Source organism: Clostridium sp. (assembly GCF_021443865.1).
Lineage (GTDB): Bacteria > Bacillota > Clostridia > Clostridiales > Clostridiaceae > Clostridium.
Genome location: NZ_JABUTB010000006.1, coordinates 15303 through 36379, shown reverse-complemented (window position 1 = coordinate 36379; position 21077 = coordinate 15303). Strand labels below are relative to the sequence as shown.

19 protein-coding genes and 1 other annotated feature are annotated in these 21077 nt (G+C 28.9%); of the genes, 2 read left to right on the top strand and 17 right to left on the bottom strand.

The features are described from left to right. Positions 1-40 precede the first annotated feature (40 nt). Together HUJ77_RS02165 and HUJ77_RS02160 are read right to left on the bottom strand one after the other, a co-directional pair. On the bottom strand, positions 41-1630 hold the full coding sequence (locus HUJ77_RS02165; RefSeq protein WP_291706929.1) for an ATP-binding protein: 1590 nt from the start codon (positions 1628-1630) through the stop codon (positions 41-43). Next, positions 1620-2333 (bottom strand): response regulator transcription factor, encoded by a 714-nt coding sequence (locus HUJ77_RS02160; RefSeq protein ID WP_291706928.1) that lies wholly within the window; start codon positions 2331-2333, stop codon positions 1620-1622. The genes HUJ77_RS02165 and HUJ77_RS02160 overlap by 11 nt, the downstream gene beginning before the upstream one ends. A 301-nt stretch (positions 2334-2634) precedes the next feature. On the opposite strand from HUJ77_RS02160, the gene HUJ77_RS02155 reads away from it, so the two are divergent. Continuing rightward, the gene (locus HUJ77_RS02155) at positions 2635-3654 is read left to right on the top strand and encodes a hypothetical protein (RefSeq protein ID WP_291706927.1); all 1020 of its coding nucleotides are present in this window, start codon (positions 2635-2637) and stop codon (positions 3652-3654) included. 193 nt (positions 3655-3847) lie between these two features. On the opposite strand, the gene HUJ77_RS02150 is transcribed toward HUJ77_RS02155, so the two are convergent. The 9 genes from HUJ77_RS02150 to HUJ77_RS02110 form a co-directional block, all read right to left on the bottom strand. After that, the gene (locus tag HUJ77_RS02150) at positions 3848-5947 is read right to left on the bottom strand and encodes a sodium-translocating pyrophosphatase (protein ID WP_291706926.1); all 2100 of its coding nucleotides are present in this window, start codon (positions 5945-5947) and stop codon (positions 3848-3850) included. Between the two features lie 121 nt (positions 5948-6068). Beyond that, positions 6069-6974, bottom strand: coding sequence for a D-alanine--D-alanine ligase (locus tag HUJ77_RS02145; RefSeq protein WP_291706925.1), 906 nt, complete (start codon positions 6972-6974; stop codon positions 6069-6071). Positions 6975-7119: 145 nt separating this feature from the next. Then, complete coding sequence (gene nth, locus HUJ77_RS02140; RefSeq protein WP_291706924.1) at positions 7120-7770, bottom strand: endonuclease III; 651 nt, start codon at positions 7768-7770, stop codon at positions 7120-7122. 8 nt (positions 7771-7778) lie between these two features. Next, complete coding sequence (locus HUJ77_RS02135) at positions 7779-8483, bottom strand: lysophospholipid acyltransferase family protein (RefSeq protein WP_291706923.1); 705 nt, start codon at positions 8481-8483, stop codon at positions 7779-7781. 35 nt (positions 8484-8518) lie between these two features. Beyond that, positions 8519-9505, bottom strand: a complete 987-nt coding sequence (gene queG / locus HUJ77_RS02130) for a tRNA epoxyqueuosine(34) reductase QueG (RefSeq protein WP_291706922.1) — start codon at positions 9503-9505, stop codon at positions 8519-8521. Positions 9506-9527: 22 nt separating this feature from the next. Beyond that, on the bottom strand, positions 9528-10112 hold the full coding sequence (gene epsC, locus HUJ77_RS02125) for a serine O-acetyltransferase EpsC (protein ID WP_291706921.1): 585 nt from the start codon (positions 10110-10112) through the stop codon (positions 9528-9530). A 106-nt stretch (positions 10113-10218) separates the two neighbouring features. Continuing rightward, positions 10219-11127: a cysteine synthase A gene (cysK, locus tag HUJ77_RS02120; protein ID WP_291706920.1), complete on the bottom strand. Its 909-nt coding sequence runs from the start codon at positions 11125-11127 to the stop codon at positions 10219-10221. Between the two features lie 87 nt (positions 11128-11214). Next, positions 11215-11442: a binding site (T-box leader), on the bottom strand. 69 nt (positions 11443-11511) lie between these two features. Beyond that, positions 11512-12771: a CBS domain-containing protein gene (locus HUJ77_RS02115; RefSeq protein ID WP_291706936.1), complete on the bottom strand. Its 1260-nt coding sequence runs from the start codon at positions 12769-12771 to the stop codon at positions 11512-11514. Positions 12772-13139: 368 nt separating this feature from the next. Beyond that, a complete protein-coding gene (locus tag HUJ77_RS02110; RefSeq protein WP_291706919.1) occupies positions 13140-14024 on the bottom strand; it encodes a YegS/Rv2252/BmrU family lipid kinase in 885 nt (294 codons plus the stop codon). Between the two features lie 246 nt (positions 14025-14270). On the opposite strand from HUJ77_RS02110, the gene pssA reads away from it, so the two are divergent. Beyond that, positions 14271-14792, top strand: a complete 522-nt coding sequence (gene pssA, locus HUJ77_RS02105; RefSeq protein WP_291706918.1) for a CDP-diacylglycerol--serine O-phosphatidyltransferase — start codon at positions 14271-14273, stop codon at positions 14790-14792. Positions 14793-14863: 71 nt separating this feature from the next. Here the strand turns inward: pssA and HUJ77_RS02100 are convergent, their stop codons facing one another. The 6 genes from HUJ77_RS02100 to HUJ77_RS02075 all read right to left on the bottom strand — a co-directional run bounded on the left by HUJ77_RS02100 (position 14864) and on the right by HUJ77_RS02075 (position 21065). Beyond that, positions 14864-15229, bottom strand: a complete 366-nt coding sequence (locus HUJ77_RS02100) for a hypothetical protein (protein ID WP_291706917.1) — start codon at positions 15227-15229, stop codon at positions 14864-14866. 21 nt (positions 15230-15250) lie between these two features. Then, positions 15251-15964, bottom strand: coding sequence for a hypothetical protein (locus HUJ77_RS02095; protein WP_291706916.1), 714 nt, complete (start codon positions 15962-15964; stop codon positions 15251-15253). Between the two features lie 11 nt (positions 15965-15975). Next, on the bottom strand, positions 15976-16518 hold the full coding sequence (locus HUJ77_RS02090) for a rubrerythrin family protein (protein ID WP_291706915.1): 543 nt from the start codon (positions 16516-16518) through the stop codon (positions 15976-15978). A 71-nt stretch (positions 16519-16589) separates the two neighbouring features. After that, positions 16590-17960 (bottom strand): SpoVR family protein, encoded by a 1371-nt coding sequence (locus HUJ77_RS02085; protein ID WP_291706914.1) that lies wholly within the window; start codon positions 17958-17960, stop codon positions 16590-16592. A gap of 2 nt (positions 17961-17962) precedes the next feature. Then, entirely contained in the window at positions 17963-19138 is a 1176-nt protein-coding gene (yhbH, locus tag HUJ77_RS02080) for a sporulation protein YhbH (protein WP_291706913.1), read from the bottom strand. A gap of 4 nt (positions 19139-19142) precedes the next feature. Beyond that, positions 19143-21065: a PrkA family serine protein kinase gene (locus tag HUJ77_RS02075; protein ID WP_291706912.1), complete on the bottom strand. Its 1923-nt coding sequence runs from the start codon at positions 21063-21065 to the stop codon at positions 19143-19145. Positions 21066-21077 lie beyond the last annotated feature (12 nt).

Below are 21077 nucleotides of genomic sequence, written 5' to 3'. Positions count from 1 at the left end.
TCAATTTATTAACTACCTTTCTAAAAGGTTACTTTATTCTTTAATTAATGCATTTTAACTTTATATAAAAACTTATATCATTTCCTACAGATTCAGCCCAAATTTGTCCATCATGTAAATTTATTATGTTTTTTGATATCGCAAGTCCAAGTCCACTTCCCTTAACATTAGAATTCCTTGCTTCATCAACTCTATAAAATCTATCAAATAACCTTTCAACCTTTTCCTTGGCAATATTTTCGCCCTTATTTTTAATAGCTATAGTAACATAGCCTTCACTTTCAAATGTAGATACTGTTACTTCCCCTGGTTTATAGGAGTACTTAATGGCATTAGAAAATAAATTTTCAAAAACCCTAACCATTTTACTTGCATCAATTTCTACTATAGACTTTTCATCTACAAATTTACTAACTACCTCTATTTCATTTTCTTCAAATATAGGAATATATTCTTCTATAATTTGAGATAAAAATTCAACTATATTTACTTTATTCTTCTCTAATACAATTCCTTTGTTGTTAATTTTAGTATATTCAAATAAATCTTCAATTAACTCCTTTAATTGATTTGATTTATTAAAAGCAATATCTAAATATTCCTTCATCATATCTTGATTTTGATACTTACCCTCTTTAATCAAACCTATATAGCCCATTACCGAAGTAAGAGGAGTTCTTAAATCATGGGAAACATTTGTTATTAATTCACTTTTTGTTTTTTCTGATCTTCTTTCTGCTTCCATTCTCTCTTGTATTTCTGATGCCATATTATTAATATTCTCTGCTAAGTTTTTAATTTCATCCTTACCTTTCTCATCTACTCTATAAGATAAATCTCCACTAGAAATCATTCTAACCCCTGCTGCAATTTCTTCTATATACTTCATTTTCTTATTAGTAATTATGATAAATATAGAAATAAATACAATCACAGATAGAATAAGCGCTAGAAATGAATTTGTATCAATAAAATATTCATATGAAAGATAAGGTATAGGGGATTCAAAATAAATAAGATATGCTCTATCGCCATTTATATTAACTGGATAAAGATAAGTTCTTTCTGCTCCTTCATCTTGAGCAGTATTACTTTTATCTAAAATAGTATATATATCTAATTTATCTTGGCCATCACCATTAATATTGTAAAGAATATTCCCATCTAAATCAGTTAAATATATTTTTGCTTTTCCATTATTAAATCTATTTAACACTTCCATTATAGAATCTTTATCATCTAAGCCTTCTATTCCGTAAGCTTCATTATTCTCATTATAATAAATATTGTTAGAAGTTAACTCCCTAGCAACAGAATTAGCTTTATACTGTATATCTTCTGCATCATACTGAATTTTAGTAACAGTTCTATTTTGAGCCAAGATATTATTAGCAAATCCATAAAATAAAAATGCAACAACAAAACATATTGCAAAGACTACCATAAGCTCAAATCGAATGCTTTTTTCAATATTTTTTAATAGCCACTCTAAAACTTTTCTAATTGTCTTTCCAAGCCTAGAATTATAAAATTTATTAAACGTCCTTACTCCTAAATTTTTTAATCTTTTTATTAGTCCAACCCTTTCCTTCTTTATTTTCTCCTTCTTTTCCTTTTGTTTACCTATCAATTTTATATCCTACCCCCCACACAGTCTTGATATATTTAGGTTTTCTAGGATCCTCTTCTATTTTTTCTCTAACTTTTCTTATATGTACCATAACTGTGTTGTCAGACTGCATAAAATCTTGTTTCCAAACACTATTATATATATTTTCTATACTAAATACCTTCCCCCTGTTTTCTCCAAGTAAAACTAATATATCAAACTCAGTTGGAGTTAATTTTATTTCTTCTCCATCTTTAAATACTTCATGAGTTTCTAAGTTAACAGTTAATTCATCTATTTCTAGTATATTATCTTCCTGCTTTCGGCTTTCTGCTTCAGCTGCTGTCTTATTAAATTTTCTATATCTTCTAAGCTGAGATTTTACTCTAGCTACTAATTCTAATGGGTTAAAAGGCTTTGTTAAATAATCATCTGCTCCAGTATTTAGTCCTAAAATCTTATCCATATCTTCTGACTTAGCTGAAAGCATAATTATTGGCATTTCTCTTTGCTTCCTAATTTTAAAACATGCTTCTATTCCATTAACTTTAGGCATCATTATATCTAATATTATTAAATCAACATTATTATTTTCTAAAATCTTTAATGCTTCTTCTCCATTTTCAGCCTTTAAAGTTTCATAATCCTCACCTTTTAAATATATATCAATTAAATCTCTTATTTCTTTCTCATCATCAACTATTAGTATTCGTTCTTTACTCATAATATCAACTCCCCTTCTGTTCTAAATATAAGTTTACCACACTCTAAACTTATATTTACATTTTAAAATATATATCTTAATAATAAGCATAAAAAATTCTTAAGAAAAGCTTAATACAGTTGAAATTTATGTTATTTCATTAGAATTTCACAACTAATTTAAGGCTCTTATAGTAATACTACAAGAGGCTCATACTGTGTTTTAAAAAGTTGTTGTTAGTTATAAATATTCTGGTTTATTATTTGTCATTTATGTCAACAATTCAAACATTAGATAATACATTTTTATAAAGGGGATTGTTATGCAAATTTTCTGGAATATAGATATCACAAATCATAATTATAATGGCAGTGAACTTAATATAGTAACTAAATATCAAAGCCATTTAACATTAGTTGATATTTTAAAAGATATAAAAGTTGGCTCTTGTCCACATTGTAATAGTAAGAGCTTTATAAAGTATGGAAAATACAAAGGAATTCAAAGATTTAGATGTACAAATGAGAAGTGCAAAAAAACTTTTTCTTCAAAAACTAATACCTTATTCTATAATTCAAAGAAACCAATAAATCTTTGGCTTAAATATGTAATATTAATGAGTAATGGCAAATCCCTTAGAGAGTGTGCTGCAATATTAAAAATAAATTTGGCTACTGCATTCTTTTGGAGACATAAAATCTTAATTACTCAGTTAGAAAATAATAATAAACGTCTTGAAAATTATGTTGAAGTAAGCAAAATAATAATGAAAGAAAACTTTAAAGGCAACAGATCTGCTAAACATAATAGAAAGGATAATATATTTATAGCTTGTGGAATGGACAGCAATAATACAATTATTTCAAAACCTATAAGTAGATACACTATCTCATTACCAGCAATAAATAAAAACTTTGCCCACAATATATCTGAGCACTCAATTATATCAGCTTATAATGATAGATATTTTGCTGCTTATGCTAAAAAACATAATTCATCAAGCCTCCCTTTATCTAAAACTTCAATATTAAATTTAGTCCAACAAGTAATTAGTAATAAAATTACTACTGACTCTCCAGAAGAGCTTATAACTATTAATGAACATCTTCCCCGTAATAGCATATTTATCCACAGTTTTTCACTTAATATAAAGAGATGGTTAATAAGATTTAGAGGAGTTGCAACAAAATACTTAGAGAACTATCTTAATTGGCATATTTTAGATTATAGAAATAATTATCAAACCTATTTGATTAATCAAATTAATTTATTTAAAGATAACTATCTAAAAACTAATTATATAAAAATTAAAGATTTTCCTAGATATGAAATTACTTATTAATGTATTTTAACCAACATTATTTTAAAACACACACTAATAGTGTCTTAATATAATACTAGTACAATTTACTCCAAGAATTTAAATCTAACTATCAGCATTTAGTTAAATAATCTGAACCTATTGCTAGCATTTTTTTAATATAAAGAAATGCCATACTTTATAAGCACAGCATTTTTATCTTATATTTTCTCTATTATAATGCTCCAAAAGCAAGTATTAGTGCTCCAAATACTATTGAAACCATGGACATTAATTTTATTAATATATTTATTGATGGTCCAGTTGTGTCTTTAAATGGGTCACCTACTGTATCACCAACTACTGCTGCTTTATGGCAGTCTGAACCTTTTCCTCCAAGAACTCCTGATTCAATGTATTTTTTAGCATTATCCCAAGCTCCACCTGAATTTGACATCATAATTGCCATTGCAAATCCAGTTACTGTTGAGCCTGCAAGTAATCCTGCTACTCCATTTGGTCCTAAAATTAATCCAACAATTACAGGAGTTGCTATTGCTATTATTGCTATGGTAATAAGTTCTTTTTGAGCAGATCTCGTACAAATATCTACACAAGATTCGTAATCTGGTTCTCCCTTTCCTTCCATAATTCCTGGGATTTCTTTAAATTGTCTTCTTACTTCTACAACGATTTTTGAAGCAGCTCGTCCTACTGCATCCATTGTTTTTGCTGAGAATAGGAAAGTTACCATTCCACCTATAAATAATCCTATAAGAACTTGTGGGTTTAATATAGATAAATTAAATTCAAAATTTGCTGTTCCATCTTTAACCATATTCTCAATAGAATCTTTATAAGCAGCTATAAATGCTAAAGCTGTAAGCGCTGCTGAACCTATAGCAAATCCCTTACCTGTTGCTGCAGTTGTATTTCCTAGGGAATCTAAAGCATCTGTTCTCTTTCTAACTTCTGGATCTTGTTCAGACATTTCTGCAATTCCACCTGCATTATCTGCAATTGGACCATAAGCATCTGTTGCAAGAGTAATTCCTAAAGTAGATAGCATACCAACTGCTGAAATTGCTATTCCGTATAAGCCTAAATTAAAGTCATTAATTCCACCTGATAAATTAAAGCTTATAAGTACTGATATAGCTACTATTATAACTGGAATCGCTGTTGACATCATTCCAAGAGAAAGGCCTCCAATTATTATAGTTGCTGGTCCTGTTTTACTCATATCAGCTAAATTTTTAGTAGGCTTATAACTATCTGAAGTATAGTATTCTGTAAAGAATCCTATTAACATACCTGCAAAAAGTCCTGATAAAATACTAAAGTAAACACCTATATTTTCTGAACCTAGAAGGTATCTTACAATAAAGAAAGAGCCTACTGCAACGATTATAGATGATATATAAGTTCCTCTTCTTAATGCACTTAGAAGATTCTTTTGACTTGCATCTTCCTTTGCACTTACAAAGAAACTTGAGAAAATAGAAGCTACTACTCCTAAAGTTGCAACTAATAATGGAACTGCTACTCCATTTCTTGATAGCCCTGCTGCTACTGCTAAAGCGCAAGATGATATTAATGAGCCTACATAGGATTCATAAAGGTCTGCCCCCATACCAGCTACATCCCCTACATTATCACCAACATTATCTGCAATAACTGCTGGATTTCTAGGGTCATCTTCTGGAATACCAGCTTCTACTTTTCCTACTAGGTCAGCTCCTACATCTGCTGCCTTGGTAAAAATACCACCACCAACTCTTGCAAATAAAGCCATTGATGAAGCTCCTATACCAAAAGTTAATATGTTATTTGTAACTTGTAGTAATCTATCAGCTTCTACTAAGTCACTATAATACCAGTCTAAAAATACATATCCAGCTGCTATATATAGTAGTCCTAGAGAAACAACAACTATACCTATTATAGAACCACTTTTAAAAGAAATTTTTAATGCACCATTTAAGCTCTTTTTAGCTGCTGTAGTAGTTCTTGAATTGGCATTTGTTGCCACCTTCATTCCTATAAATCCAGTAAGACCTGATAAGAATCCTCCAATAATAAAAGAAAAAGGTACAAAAATTGAAACATATTTAAAAAAGCTCATAGCTAAAAATACAAGAAACATCAATACAAAAAATATTGCAACGCCCTTATATTGTCTTTTTAAATATGCATTTGCACCTTTCCTAATCTTAGCAGAAATACTCTTTACTTTTTCTTCACCTTCATCTGCTTGCATAACTATTTTTCCTTGGTAAACACAAAAAAGTAAACCTAAAATTGATCCTAGTAGAACTAAAAAAATAAAATTCATAAAAATTCCTCCCATCTATATAAAATAAAATTAATAAATTTACTTTATAAATATATGTCGAAAATTCTAATAAATTACTCTTTAGTTCCTCTATTTTTCATCTTAGGTTCCCTTAATTAATCTATTTATTTTTCTTTAAAGAATATTCAATTATCATATCTATAAACTCTGGATAACCTATTCCCTTTTCTGATGCACTTTGTGGAAAAAGGCTAGTTGCTGTCATACCTGGAAGCGTATTTACTTCTAGTACGTAAGGTGTTCCATCTTCTGTTATTATCATATCAATTCTAGAGTAAACTGAACACTTTAAAGCTTTATAAGTATCTAAAGCCATTTTCTTAACTTCTTCGTATATCTTAGGTTCTAAATCTATAGCATAATGTTCTGCTCCATTTGCAGAATACTTTTGCTCATAATCATAAAAATCAGTTTTTGCCTTTATAGCAAGTACTGGGAATAATTCATTATCAAATACAGGACATGTAATTTCGTCACCCTTAATGAATTCTTCTATCATAACTTCTTTATCCCATTTTAAGCCTTCTACAACGGCATTTTCTACATCTTCTTTTTTAGTAATTTTAAAAGTAGCAACACTTGAACCGCCATTTGTTGGTTTTATAAATACTGGATAACCCATTTCTTCTATTTTTTCATAATCTATTTCATCTACAGAAGAAACATTTAACCATTTTCCAGTTCTAATTTCTTTAGCTTTTAATACACTCTTAGTTAAATCTTTATCCATACAAAGAGAGCTGCTTAAAGCATCACAACCTGAATAAGGAATTCCTAAAGTATCAAGTACCGCTTGAACTGTTCCGTCTTCTCCAAACTTTCCATGTAATGCAAGTAATGCAAAATCTAAGCCTTTAACTTTTTCTAGTAATTCTTCTTTCTTATCTATAACAACAGGAACAACTTCATACTTATCTTTATTGATATGTTGCATCATAGACTTTCCGCTATTTAATGAAACTTCTCTTTCTGAAGATATTCCTCCCATTAAAATTCCAACTTTCATATACTGTCCTCCAATACAAATTTGCTAAAAAATTCTTCATCTTAATTATAGCACTATATAAAATATGATAAAAGTTTTAAAAACTTACAAATATATTATTAGTTATTAAATAAATAAAAAATTCAGGCTAAACTTAGCCTGAATTCTACTTCTTCTTAATTTCGTTTTTCCTAACTTCTTTATAATATTTACAGTGATTAGTTAAATCACACATTACACATTTAGGATTTCTAGCAATACAGCATCTTCTTCCATGAAAAATCAATAAATGATGAGCTAAACTCCATTCTCTTTTTGGAAGTTCCTTCTGAAGCTGTTTCTCAACCTCTAAAACATTATCAGAATCCGCAAGTCCTAACCTATTAGATACTCTAAAAACATGGGTATCTACTGCAATAGATGGAACACCAAAGGCATTTGATAAAACTACATTAGCAGTTTTTCTTCCTGCACCAGCTAAAGAAGTAATTTCCTCCATAGTTCTTGGAACTTCTCCATTAAACTTTTCCTTAAGTTGATTACACATCATAATTAGGTTTTTAGCTTTACTTCTATATAATCCTATTTGCTTAATTCTCTCTTCAAGTTCTTCTACTGAAAGAGTTAAAAATGCATCTAAATCTGGATAATCTCTAAATAGTGTTTCAGTAACTTCATTTACCTTCTTATCAGTGGTTTGAGCTGAAAGTATTGTTGCCACTAAAAGCTGAAATGGAGAATCATGATTCAGTTCACATTTCGCATCTGGATAATCTTCTTTTAGTATATCCAAAATAGCTTTAGTTCTTTTTTTCATAAAAACACCTACTTATATATTCCTCTGTATTTCTCAGGTATTAAGGATGCTATTGATTTCATTATGTATTCCATACACCTATCATCATATGCGTGTCGTTCTTCATCTTTTCCCTTAACTGGTAATGATAAAGGTTCACCAAAATTAATGTTAATATCCGCATAATTAAACTTTTCTCCGCCCATATCTCCATCTTTATTTATCGGAAGAAAAATCTCAGTTCCTGTTATCCCAATTGGAATTATTTTCGCCTTAGTAAGTCTTGCTATTAATAATATTCCCTTCTTCCCTTCTATCATTGCTCCAGTTCTACTTCTAGTTCCTTCAGGAAAAATCATTAGATTTTCTCCACCTCTAACTAATTTAACAATCTTAGTTATAGCTTCCTTATCAGCAGAGTTAGGTTTAATTCCTACGTTTTTAATTAGCATAGTCCCAAGTTTTGTTATTGGGTCATTAGATAATTTAATTCCTGCTACAAAGGTTGGATCAAATTTTTCTTTAAGAACCTTAGCTAAAACTAGCCCATCCGCATTACTTAAGTGATTGCCAATGAATATTACAGGACCTTCTATGTCTTTTATTTTTTCATACCCCTCTACCTTCATGTTGGCATACTTCTTAAAATACCTATATACAATGACTTTAGTTATCTTTATTACTAATGACTCTGGTAATACATTAATTACCTTTACTAATGTTGGTGATAACATTATTCTACCTCACTTCCTAATTTATATATGTATAATTATATTTTATTACTGTTTAAAAGTCTATCAACATAATCTTTCAAATAAGGAGAATCTGTTTTTACTTCACTTATATCTCCCTTATCATTATTAATTCTTATCAAAGCATTCCTCTTTAATACATTTTTACCTCTCCAGCCACAAGAAGTTCTGAAAAATGTTTCTTTGAATTCCTTTGTACTTGCATTTACTAATTCTAGAGCATTATTATTATTCATAAAATCAAAAGGATAAAACTCTTCAATTTTAGAGAATTCAGCCTTTTCATTATATGGGCAACAATTTTGACAACTATCACAGCCAAATACTCTTCCCTTTAATAATTTTATATGTCTATCTTCTAAATCCTTCTTTTGAGTAAAATAAGATACACAAATATTACTATTCTTTTTATAAGGATTAATAGCTTTGCTAGGACAACTCTTATAACAAAGTTCACAGCTTCCACACTCTTTAAAATCCTGTATTTCCTTGTAATCTCTCTCTGTAGTTTCTATTTCTAAATCTGTTATAATTTCACCTAAAAATACATAGGAACCATACTTCTTAGTAATTATTAAGTTATTCTTACCAACAAAGCCTACTCCAGCTAAATAAGCTATATATCTTTCAGGTAAGACATTACTATCTACAAAGGATAAAGCTTTTCCACCAGCACTTTCAATAAATTCACATATTTGATTTAAATAAAACTTTACTACCCTATGATAATCAGTTCCTCTAGTATATACTGAAAAACCATTTTCATAATATTTCACATTATGAAGATAAGGGAAAGCTATTGATATAATAGTCTTTCCCTCTTCCATATAAATAAAAGGATTTATTCTCTTTGATATATCCTTTTCTTCAAACTCATTTTCAAGACCTTTTTCTTTTCTATCATAAAAAAAAGCTTCAAGTTCTTCAAACCTTCTACATTTTATAAATCCTAGAGTATCTAACCCTATGGAATTACAAAAATCTATAATATCCTCTTTCTTCATATTCTCCCTCTAATATTGCCCTCTAAATAATCATATGATTATATATAGTTTTCTTATTACCATCTTCATCTACTATTTCAATTATATCATTAACATTTCTAATTATATTTCTTCCTGCACATCCAACAACTGTTGCATTATTTGGTACATCCTTTAATACCACAGTATTAGCTCCAACTCTACTTCCTTTTTTTAGTACTATAGGTCCAAGAACCTTTGCACCTGCTCCAATAATAACATTATCTTCTACTGTAGGGTGTCTCTTGCCCTTTTCTTTTCCAGTACCACCTAAGGTAACTCCATGGTATATAGTAACATTATCTCCTATTTCACTAGTTTCTCCAATTACTACTCCCATTCCATGGTCTATAAAAAGCCCTTTTCCTATTTTTGCTCCTGGATGAATTTCTATACCTGTAATAAATCTAGCTATTTGTGAAACTAATCTAGCACAAAAAAATCTATTATGATTATATAAAAAATGTGATATTCTATAAGCTATTAATGCATGGATACAAGGATATAATAAAAATACTTCTATTTTACTTCTTGCTGCTGGATCATTTTCTAATATATTATTTATATCATATTTTAAATTCTTAAACACAGCTATTCCTCCTATAAGTGAAATCCAAAATCTTTGATTTTATAAATTAGACTTAATCTTATGAACCAATGTAAACATTAGTTACATGTACAATTAATACCTTAATCTAATCATAAATACCAAGAGATATGTACTTTTCCCCTCCATCTGGTGCTATTGCTAAAACTTTTTTGCCTTTTCCTAATTTCTTAGCCATTTCTAAAGCTACATGAACAGCTGCTCCTGATGATATTCCAAGTAATATCCCTTCTTTTTCAGCTATTAATTTTGTTACCCTGTAGGCATCTTCATCAGAAACATTTACTACTTCATCAATAATTTCTGGGTTATATATTTCAGGTATAAAGCCAGAACCTAATCCTTGAATCTTATGAGCACCTGCTCTTCCACCACTTAATACTGGTGACTTCTTAGGTTCAACTGCAACTATTTTTATATTATTTATTTTTTCTTTTAATTTTTCACCTACTCCTGTTATAGTACCTCCAGTACCAACTCCAGCTATAAAAACATCTAAATCATTTATATCATTATAAATTTCTTCAGCAGTAGTATAATAATGCTTTTCTCTATTAGCTAAATTTTCAAATTGCTGTGGCATAAAATAATTATCTTTCTTAGAAAGCTCAGTAGCTTTTTCTATAGCTCCATTCATTCCTAAAGAACCTTCTGTTAATATAAGCTCTGCTCCATAAGCCTTAATTAAATCTCTTCTTTCTTTAGACATGCTATCTGGCATAACAATTACAACTTTATATCCTTTAAGTCTTCCTATCATTGCTAAAGCTATTCCAGTATTTCCACTAGTAGGTTCAACTATAATAGATCCCTCTTTTAAAAGACCTTCTTTTTCAGCTTTTTCAATCATACCTAAGGCAGCTCTATCCTTAACGCTTCCCCCTAGATTATATTTTTCCAATTTCACATAAACTTCCGCACTATTTTTTGAAACTAAATTATTAAGCTTAACTATAGGTGTATTACCAATTAATTCTAATGTGTTATTATAAATCATATTTCCTCCAATATACTAATTAAATAAATTACTCTTCATATATTAGTTTAAATTAAAAGTACACAAAAAAACTTCGTCTCTAAGCCTTCTAGAGACGAAGTAAACTCCGTGGTTCCACTCTAATTAGATTAAAAATTAATCTCACTCTTAATGCAACTTGCATTTCATTATAACGGATGATACCGGAAAGTCCTACTATTATTTCAAACTTCAACTCCAAAGCGCACTTCATATAAATTATAGGTGAAAAGTTCTCATCTATCTTTTCTCTCTGTAACCTTCCTTTATACTACTTTTCTTTTTCACAGTTTTTAATTCCGAGTAATTTACTAAGTTTTATATTTTATATTATATGACTAAAATTACAAATGTCAATATTGACATTTATCTTATTTTTTTCTTCCATACTGGATACAAGATTTCATCTATTATATCATGAGTATTTACCGCTCCAATTAGCTTATTTTCCTCATCAATAACTGGAATTGTTAATAAATCATATTTTGCTATAAGTTCTATAGCTTCACTGATATCAACATCATTTCTTATCACATCTATATCCTCTGTCATTATATCCTTAACTTTAACATTTGGTTTATTTAAAATTAAATCTGCTGGTGTAATAGATCCAATAACTATATCTTCTTCATCAGTTATATAAATTCTATAAAGTTCATCTTCTTCTAGTTCTTCCATTTCTCTTAATATATCTATTATTTCTCCAACAGTTATATCTAAATTAAATGAAATAAAGTCTGTGCTCATTATACTTCCTACAGCTTCATCTTCATATTCTAATATTTCTTTAACTTCATCAGCATCTTCTTTTTCTAAATTAACAAGAATTTTTTCTCTTTCTTCATCGTCTAATTCATCTAATATGTCTGCAATTTCATCATTAGACATTATTTCCAAAAGTTCTGCTGCCTTAGTTTCACTTAATTCCTTTATTATACTACCCTTATATTCTGGTTCTATTTCCTCTAATGTATCAGCTGCTAAATCTTCATCTAAGGATTCAAATACTTGCTTTCTTGAACTTGCATCTAAGTTTTCTAGTATATCTGCTAAATCAGCTGGATGCAGTGTTGAAAGTTTCTTATATGGAACTGAAATTTGTAAATTATTATTTACCATTTCTAAAGACTCAACATCATCCCACATTAAAACTCTATCATCATATTCCTTCCTTAATAGCTTATAGATAAATCCACCAAGCTTTGCACAATTTAATCTTCTAAATCTTGCTAAAGGTCCTGTTTCTACTGCAATAACCCTGTACTCTCCTGCAATTTCAGCTATTCTTAAATCATCAACTCTTACTACTTGCTTTCCATTAATATCAACTATTTTTTTATCTAATAAATTTTCAGATAAAAGATAGGAATAAGTCCTTGGTAGTATTTCCTTACTTCCTCTTGTAACTATCTTTATCCTATTACCATCTTGTTGATAAAAGCTAATAGTTCTGAACTCATAATGAAAAGTAGAGCCATCACGTTTTACTTTATAGCCAATTACTCTAGGATAGCCATCTTCAGTAGTTACATAAATATCCTTAAGTTCGCCAATACTTTCATCAAATTCGTCGTAAATCTTTCTTCCAAGAATATTTGTATATAAAAATACTGATAGCTTTTTCATATTCTTCATGTCTTTCCTCCTCAATTTTTTAGAGGAGGTCTTTAAGAATGTTAATTTATAATGAAGCTTATCTCCTCTAAAAATCTAATATTCAATTTTATTAAATCACTACTCTGAGGGACACCCTCCATTTAAATTCACTCCTTATTTAAACTTTATATTTTCTAAATTAATATACATTCTCTTCAATATTATATTATATTAAAATTAAGCAAAAAGGCAACTTATAAATAAAAAAATAAATAAAAAGAATATACTGAAGGAAAGGAATTTATAAAAATTTATTCACAGAATAATATTTTTATAAATTCCTAAAAAATAAAAAAGCTACCTAAGTAGCTTTAAATTAAATTCATATTTATTTTAACTTACTGTTTCACACCTAATACTTTAAGTCCACCTTTTATACATTTTATGTTAAGAGGAAAATCCGGTCCCTTTTCACCGTCTATATCAGTTACTATATCCTCATGTGATTCAATATATATATTATTAGTTTTAAAGTAAATTACATGATCAGAGTCTAAATGCTCACCCTTTAATACCTTCACAAATAATGGTATAAGTTCAATAATAGGAATAGCCTTAAAAATAATAACATCTAATAATCCATCAGAAGCATTTGCTCTAGTTGCAAGTTTAAAATTACCTGCCGTTTGTCCATTGAATACAAGCATAAAGTACATATTGCCTTCATACTCCATTTCTTCGGATTTAATTTTTATTTCAAGCTTTCTAAAGTTAGGTAATTCCTCTAATCCTTTTAAATAATAAGCTAACTTTCCTATAGTATTTTTTAAATTAACATCTGTTTTTTGAGAAACATCAGTAAATAATCCAGTACTTGCTACATTAACAAAATACTTATCATTAATACTTCCTAAATCTACAGAAGTAACCTCTGAAGATAAAATTTGTCTACATGCTTTACTTATATCTGATGGCATTCCTAAGAATTTTCCAAAATCATTAGCAGTACCAACTGGCAATATACCTATTGGAACAGATACTCCTGCCTTAGTCATAGCATTAACCACATTATCTATAGTCCCATCTCCACCAGCAATTAAAACATAGTAATAATTTGTGTCTCTAAAGTCATTAAAAGCATTAATTACATCCATTTCCTTATCTATTCTGTAGGGGACAATAGTGTATCCTGCTTCCTGATGAATTTTTATTACACTATCTAGATGATCTAATATTACGTTCTCTCCAGAATATGGGTTATAGATAAATTTAACCTTTTTCACTTTACCCCTCCTTATTTTATAAAAACAACTGCATTTATAAAAATTTCTTACAATATAATATATTACTATACTACTATAATTTTCATATAAATCAAATTATTTATTAGCCACAAATCTTAATTTTATATTAATAATTTTTTAAATCTTTTATTAGCTTATCTTTTCGTGAAATTTATGATATAATATTGCATTGATAATAAGATTAAGGCAAAAATTTCAAGTAGCCTTAAAATCAGGAGTGATTATATGAGAAAAAGTTGTATTCCTAATATTTTTACATTTATTAATTTATCATGTGGCATAATATCTATTTTATACACTTTCCAAGAAAATTATTTATTTGCTAGCTTTTTTATATTAATAGCAGCACTTGTAGATAGATATGATGGCAGAATAGCTAGATGGTTAAATGTTTCTAGTGAACTAGGTAAGGAGTTAGATTCCCTTGCAGACCTTGTTTCCTTTGGTGTTGCACCATCTATATTAATGTTTTTAATGTATCAATTAAGAAATGTAGGTCCATCAGGACTAATCGGTACAATAGTGTTACTATCCTTCCCTATTTGTGGAGCTTACAGATTAGCTAGATATAATACTTCCACTTTTGATGGGGTATTTACTGGAGTACCTATAACTATTACTGGAAGTTTTATTGCTATATTTGCATTTTTTACACTTAACCGTGCAGTTAGCCCATTAATTCCAATAGTTTTATTAATATTAGGTTCTTATCTTATGGTAAGCACTTTTAAACTAAAGAAAGTATAATATTTATTTATATAAAAATAGGAGCTGTAAAACAGCTCCTATTTAAATTATAAGCATTTAATTCTAAATAATTAAAATTCATCATCCTCATCATCTTCCCTTGATGAAGAATTTTGAAATTCTATCTCATTATTAATTTCTGTTAATATATTATCCTTAATAACTTTATCATCTATAAAGCTTTTCTTTATTTTACAATACTTAATATAGGATGTATTACATTCATCTAAAGTCTTTATTATTTCATCTATTATTTCTCCTAAGTTATCAGCTCTTTTAACAGCTTCTTTAACATCACTTTTTTTAGCTTCAGATATATTATTAAGTTCGTAAGCACCTCCTATTAATAATCTATAGGAATTAACTAAAGTACTTAATAAGCTAGTAAGATTACTAACATCAGTATATTGACTGTTTATTATGCCTCTATAAGACAATAAATTCACCTGCTTATTTACCTATTTTTGCATTTCCATAACAAACTCATCATCAAGTTTATTATATATATTTTCATTCTTATTAAATTCATTTCTTATTACTTCTGGTTTGTTACAAACACTTCTTATATTTACAAGGTCACAATTTATATTTCTTATTTCTTCTTTTAAAATTTCCCTTGCATTATCAAATATTTCATTTAAAGTAGGCTCTATATAATCATAATTTAAATTTTTACAATTAAGTTCTTTTAAGTTTTTATTATATATATCCTCAAGTTTACCTATATATTCATCTATAATTTGATCTTCATCAGATGAGGAAATAGGCATTGTTACATTAGATATTAAATCTTTATAACTATTATAAAGCTCCCTAAAGCTTTTAGCATAATAATTAACTAATGTCTTAATATTAACTCCATTTTTATCTAAGCAACCTTCCTCTTTAAGTTCTTCTATAAATTTCATAAAGCTCTTTGAATAATTTGATGTTTGTTCCTCTATTTTTTTATCATTTATGTTAATTAAATTTTCCATCTCCTCTGCAATAAAGCCAGAATCTTCTCTTGAATTTCCTTCTGAATTTAAATCCATTAACATTCTTCTGTTAATATTATACTTTGAATTACTTAAATCTGTATCATATTCCATACAATCATTTTCACTGTTATACCTAAAATCATCACTAAAGACTACGGGAACAAAAAAATCCCTTGGTATTGAAATAAACATAAGCTACCTCCTTAAGCATTTGAAACTTTACAATAAGGTTTAAAATATGCTCTTGGATACTTACATAATGGACAAATTAATGGTGCTTCTTCTCCTTCATGGATATATCCACAATTCATACATACCCATAAAGAATTCTTAGGCCCCTTAAACATTGTTCCATCTTCAATCTTATCATACAGTTCCTTAAATCTCATTGAATGACCTTCTTCAACTTCTCTAAGTTCCTTATAGAAATCAGCTATATCATTAAATCCTTCTGCTCTAGCATCATCCTCGAACTTTTTATATACATTTTCATTTTCATTAGTTTCACCTAAAACGCTGTCTAATAAGTTGTTTTTGGTACATCCAATTAAGTTTAAATATCTACCAAGCACTTCTCTTGCATGAGCTAATTCATTATGTGCAGTTTCATCAAAGATTTCTGCAACCCATTGATATCCATCAACTCTAGCCTTTTCAGCGTATAAATTATATTTACTTCTAGCTCTAGATTCACCTGCAAAGGTTCTATAAAGATTTTGTTCAGTTTTACTTCCTTTAAGATCCATAATATTCTCCTGTAAATTTATATCTATTATAGATTATGCATGGTTTATCTAATTGTGAAATAAAAGAACTTCTAATTAATATATATATTCCTATCTTCATTACAAACTATTTCTAAGGACTTTTCATCTTTACTCTTAGTTAATAATATAACCTTATGTCCCCATAAATCTTGTATATACTTTAGGGTTTCCTTAGCATAAGTTAATTCTAGCTCTCTTCCATCAAAATTATGCTCTAAAGTCAAACTTAAATCTCGTTTATTAAAATTAATAACTCTTATATATGGAATTGATGCTACCCCACAAGTATCAGCTAAATAATTTCTAATTTCTCTCCAGCCCTCTTCATCAGGTACTTCTTTTACCATATAATCAAAGCTCTTTTTAGCATATTGGAATAAATTAAGTTCCTTACAAAGCTCCTTTGTTAAATATCTTCTAATAAAAGAACTATCTCTTTCATTTTTTCTAACTTCAAAAAGCTTTTCTCTGCCATATCGTCTTTCTATATCTTGAAAAATATTAAAACCTATATAATAAGGATTTAGTCCTCCTAAAATAGGTGCAACTACATCATTATGTCTTTTTAGAAATTCAAAATGAAGTCCTTCATCTAAATCTAAGGATTTTAATATATTATAATGCCAAAAGCTTGCCCATCCTTCGTTCATTATCTTAGTTTCAATTTGAGGTAAAAAATACTGGGTTTCTCTTTTTACTATTTTTAATATATTCTTTCCCCATTCCTCTAAGGAGCCATATTTTATAATAAAGCCTAATAAGTCATCAGAAGGTTCTAATGGAATCTTAGATACATCTGGAAATGGAACTTCTTCATATACATCTAAGATACCTTTATTTTCTTTTTTAGAATTATAATCTGAAATAATACTATTTCTTACTTCTTCTTCAGATAGTTCCTTAATTCCAATGGTTCTAGGTATTTGATATCTTATTGCATGAGCTGCATCTAGTACCTTTTCTACTCTTTCATATCCTATACTTGGGTCATTAATATAGCCTCTTATTATTTCCGCATCTAGCTTAAACATCTCTAAAACTGATTTTGCCTTTGTGCCTTCTATAAAAAGTCTGTTATTGGCAAAAAAGTCATTATGTCCATATACATGAGCCATAGTTAAGATTTGAAGTAGTAATGTATTTTCCTTCATTAAATATCCAAGACAAGGATCTGAATTTATTACCATTTCATAAGGTAGTCCTGTCATATTTAATGAATAAAGAGTTTTATTTTTATCATAGGCCTTACCATAGCTCCAGTGAGGATATTTTGAAGGCATACCCAAATAGGCTTCATATCCTAGCATTTCATTAAAACCTATTATTTCAAATTCTTGAGGATAACAATTAAGACCAAACTCTCTTGCTTTACCTTCAATTATTTCATTCCACTCTTCTAAAGTTCTAATAGTGTATTCCATCTTTACTCCTCCTTTAGCTCCTTAGATAACATTACCTTTAAAGCTATCCATAAATCCTTTTTCTCTTTAACTATTACAGATACAAAGTTTTTACAGGTTATTTCCTTATTAAATCTATAATACATAGTTGTTGAATAAGTAGAAGGTAGTAATTCAGCATATCCAAACATATTACTTATATCACATAATTCTCTTACAGACTTCATAGCTCTTTCATTATCTTCGCTCCAGTTATCCCCATCACTAGCATAAACAGGGTAAATATTCCACATTTCTGGTGGATATTTTTCTCTAACTAGCTTTAAAGCTTCATTAATTCCACTAGAAATATAAGTTCCCCCTGATTCTGCCTTATGAAAAAATTCAAATTCATTTACTACTTTTGCTACAGTTGTATGAGATATAAATTCAAAGGCAATGTTATTATATTTTCTTTTTATAAACCTTGATAAAACAAAGAATAATGATCTTGCCATATACTTTTTACTACTATCCATAGAGCCTGAAACGTCCATAATAAAAATCATTACTGCATTACTTTCCTTCTTAGGTTTCTTTTTTATCCTATGATACCTAAGATCTTCATCTTTAAATGGAAATCTAGTTATTTTACTATCTACTCCTGCTTCAAGTAATGCTCTTTTTTGACCTTGTTTTCTTGAAATCTTTGATATAACAGTCTTCTTCTTAGCAAGTCTTGGATTTATTCCATATCTTTGGTATCCACGCCTTCTACCTGAACTTTCTGTTATTATCTCTGAATATTTTTTTCTATCTAAATTAGGTAATTCTAAATCTTCTACTATATAATCCATAAGTTCTTCTAAGGTTATTTCTGTTTCATATACATCTTCCCCAGGAGAATTACCTGCTCCTGTATTACCTGAATTCCCAGAACTTTTTCCACCATCACCAATTTTATCTCCACGCTTCTCTTGTCCAGTTCCTGTTGCAACACCTTTATTATTTTTACCAAAGACAAATTGGTATTCCTTTATTCCTCTAATTGGAATCTTAAATTTCTTATTTTTACTTTCACCTATTATACTTTCTTCTGAAAGTATATCTCCTAAATTTTCTTTTATAGATTTTTCTACTAATTGCCTATGTCTTCTTCTATCTTCTATAGATCTATCATGCTCCAATGGATTATCTGTATTGTCTCTGAAGATTGCCATTATATCAATCCTTCCATAAGTTGTTTGCTGCGTATTTAAGTATTACATCACAACAATGTAGACAGTATCCATTATTTTGCATTTCCTCAACCATAGAATTATATTTTTCTGCTTGCTCTGAATCTCTTACTCTAGATTTAGTTATTATTCTAGATAAATCTTTTACAGATGCCATAAGCTTCTTTTCTATTGCTTCTTTTAAAGGTTCATAAGAAGAATAATCTATTTTGCTTCCATTTCTAACTAAATAGAACATATATGAAGTTACATCTGCTCTAAAGCCCTTAGAGGAATTTTCTGAAACTCCAATTTGCTCTTCTATACTTCTCATAAATTCTTCATCTGGATTTAATTCTTCTCCAGTAGATGTATCCTTTATTTTGCTCTTATTAACAAAGGCTTCTGCATTATCTATATAGTTATCAAAAAGGCTTTCTGCTTGTTCCCTAAAGGAATGAATAAATGCTTTGGTAATTTCTTTTTCTAATATTTTGTTATATTCTTTTCTTATAGTATCTTGAATAAAGCCTAGATACTTTTTCTTATCTTCTATTGCAATATCTAATTCTTTTACAGATTTAATTATACTTTCCATTATACTTAGTGGATTAATACAATTATGCTCTGAACTAGATAGGGCATTATCTATTGCCTTTATAATAAATCTTGTACTAATTCCCTTCATACCCTCATAGGAGCCAGCTTCTTCTCTAAGCTCATTTATATCTATTCTCTTAGTTCCACCCTTTTCTACTATTTCTTCTCCATTATATATCTTAAGCTTAGTTATAGGGTCTACCTTAGCTGAAGCTGCTAATCTTGATAAAATTGCAAACATAGCTGCAATTTCAATAGTATGTGGCGCTATATGAGCATTGAAATTACTCTTCTTTAATATCTTTTTATAAATCTTAACTTCTTCATCAAGTTCTAAGCAATATGGAACTTCAACTTTAACAATTCTATCTAATATAGCTTCATTGGTGTGGTCTGACTTAAATTTATTCCATTCTGCTTCATTAGAATGTGCAATTATAACTCCATCAAAATAAATCATAGAGCCCTTTCCAGGTGATGGAATAGACTTTTCTTGAGTTGCAGTAATAATTGTATGAAGATATTCAACATCATTTTTAAATACTTCTATAAATTCAACTAAGCCTCTATTTCCAACATTAAAGGCACCATTTAATGAAAAAATTCTTGGATCATCTTCTGGATAAATATCCATTTTGGAAATATCTATTGAACCTGTTAAAATAGAAGTATCTTGATTGTTAGGGTCTACAGGTGGTACTACACCAACTCCCTTTCTTGATCTAATAGAAAATTCTTTCTTCTCTACTGGAAAATTTTCATATTCTCCATTATAATCATTTAATAATTTATACCTACATACAGGGCATAAATCTCCTTCTATTTTAGTTCCTAACATCTTTTCAAATTCTGGTCTTAAATGACTTGGTATCAAATGTAGAGGCTCTTCATGCATAGGACATCCCTTTAAGGAATAAATTGGCTCACATTCTACTAATGCTCTCTTTAAAGCTTCAACTAAAGAAGACTTTCCTGCACCAACTGGTCCAACTAAATATAATACTTGTCTTGCTTCTTCTCCATTCATAGAAGCTGAATGAAAGTAGTTTACAATCTTCATAATTATCTTATCAATACCAAAGAAATCATCCTTAAAGAATCCATATTTTCTTATAGAATCATTGCCATATATCTTTTTAACCTTAGGATTTTCTTCACCTTTTAGCACTTCTACTCCCTTACTAACTATCATGTTATAGATTCGTCCGTGTGAAAGCTTTGCTATATCAGGGTTAGACTTAACTATTTCTAAATAATCCAGAAATGTTCCTTCAAATTTATCTCTATTTCTGCTTTCTCTATCACTTTTTATAAATTCCTTGAAATCCAAAATGACTCCCCC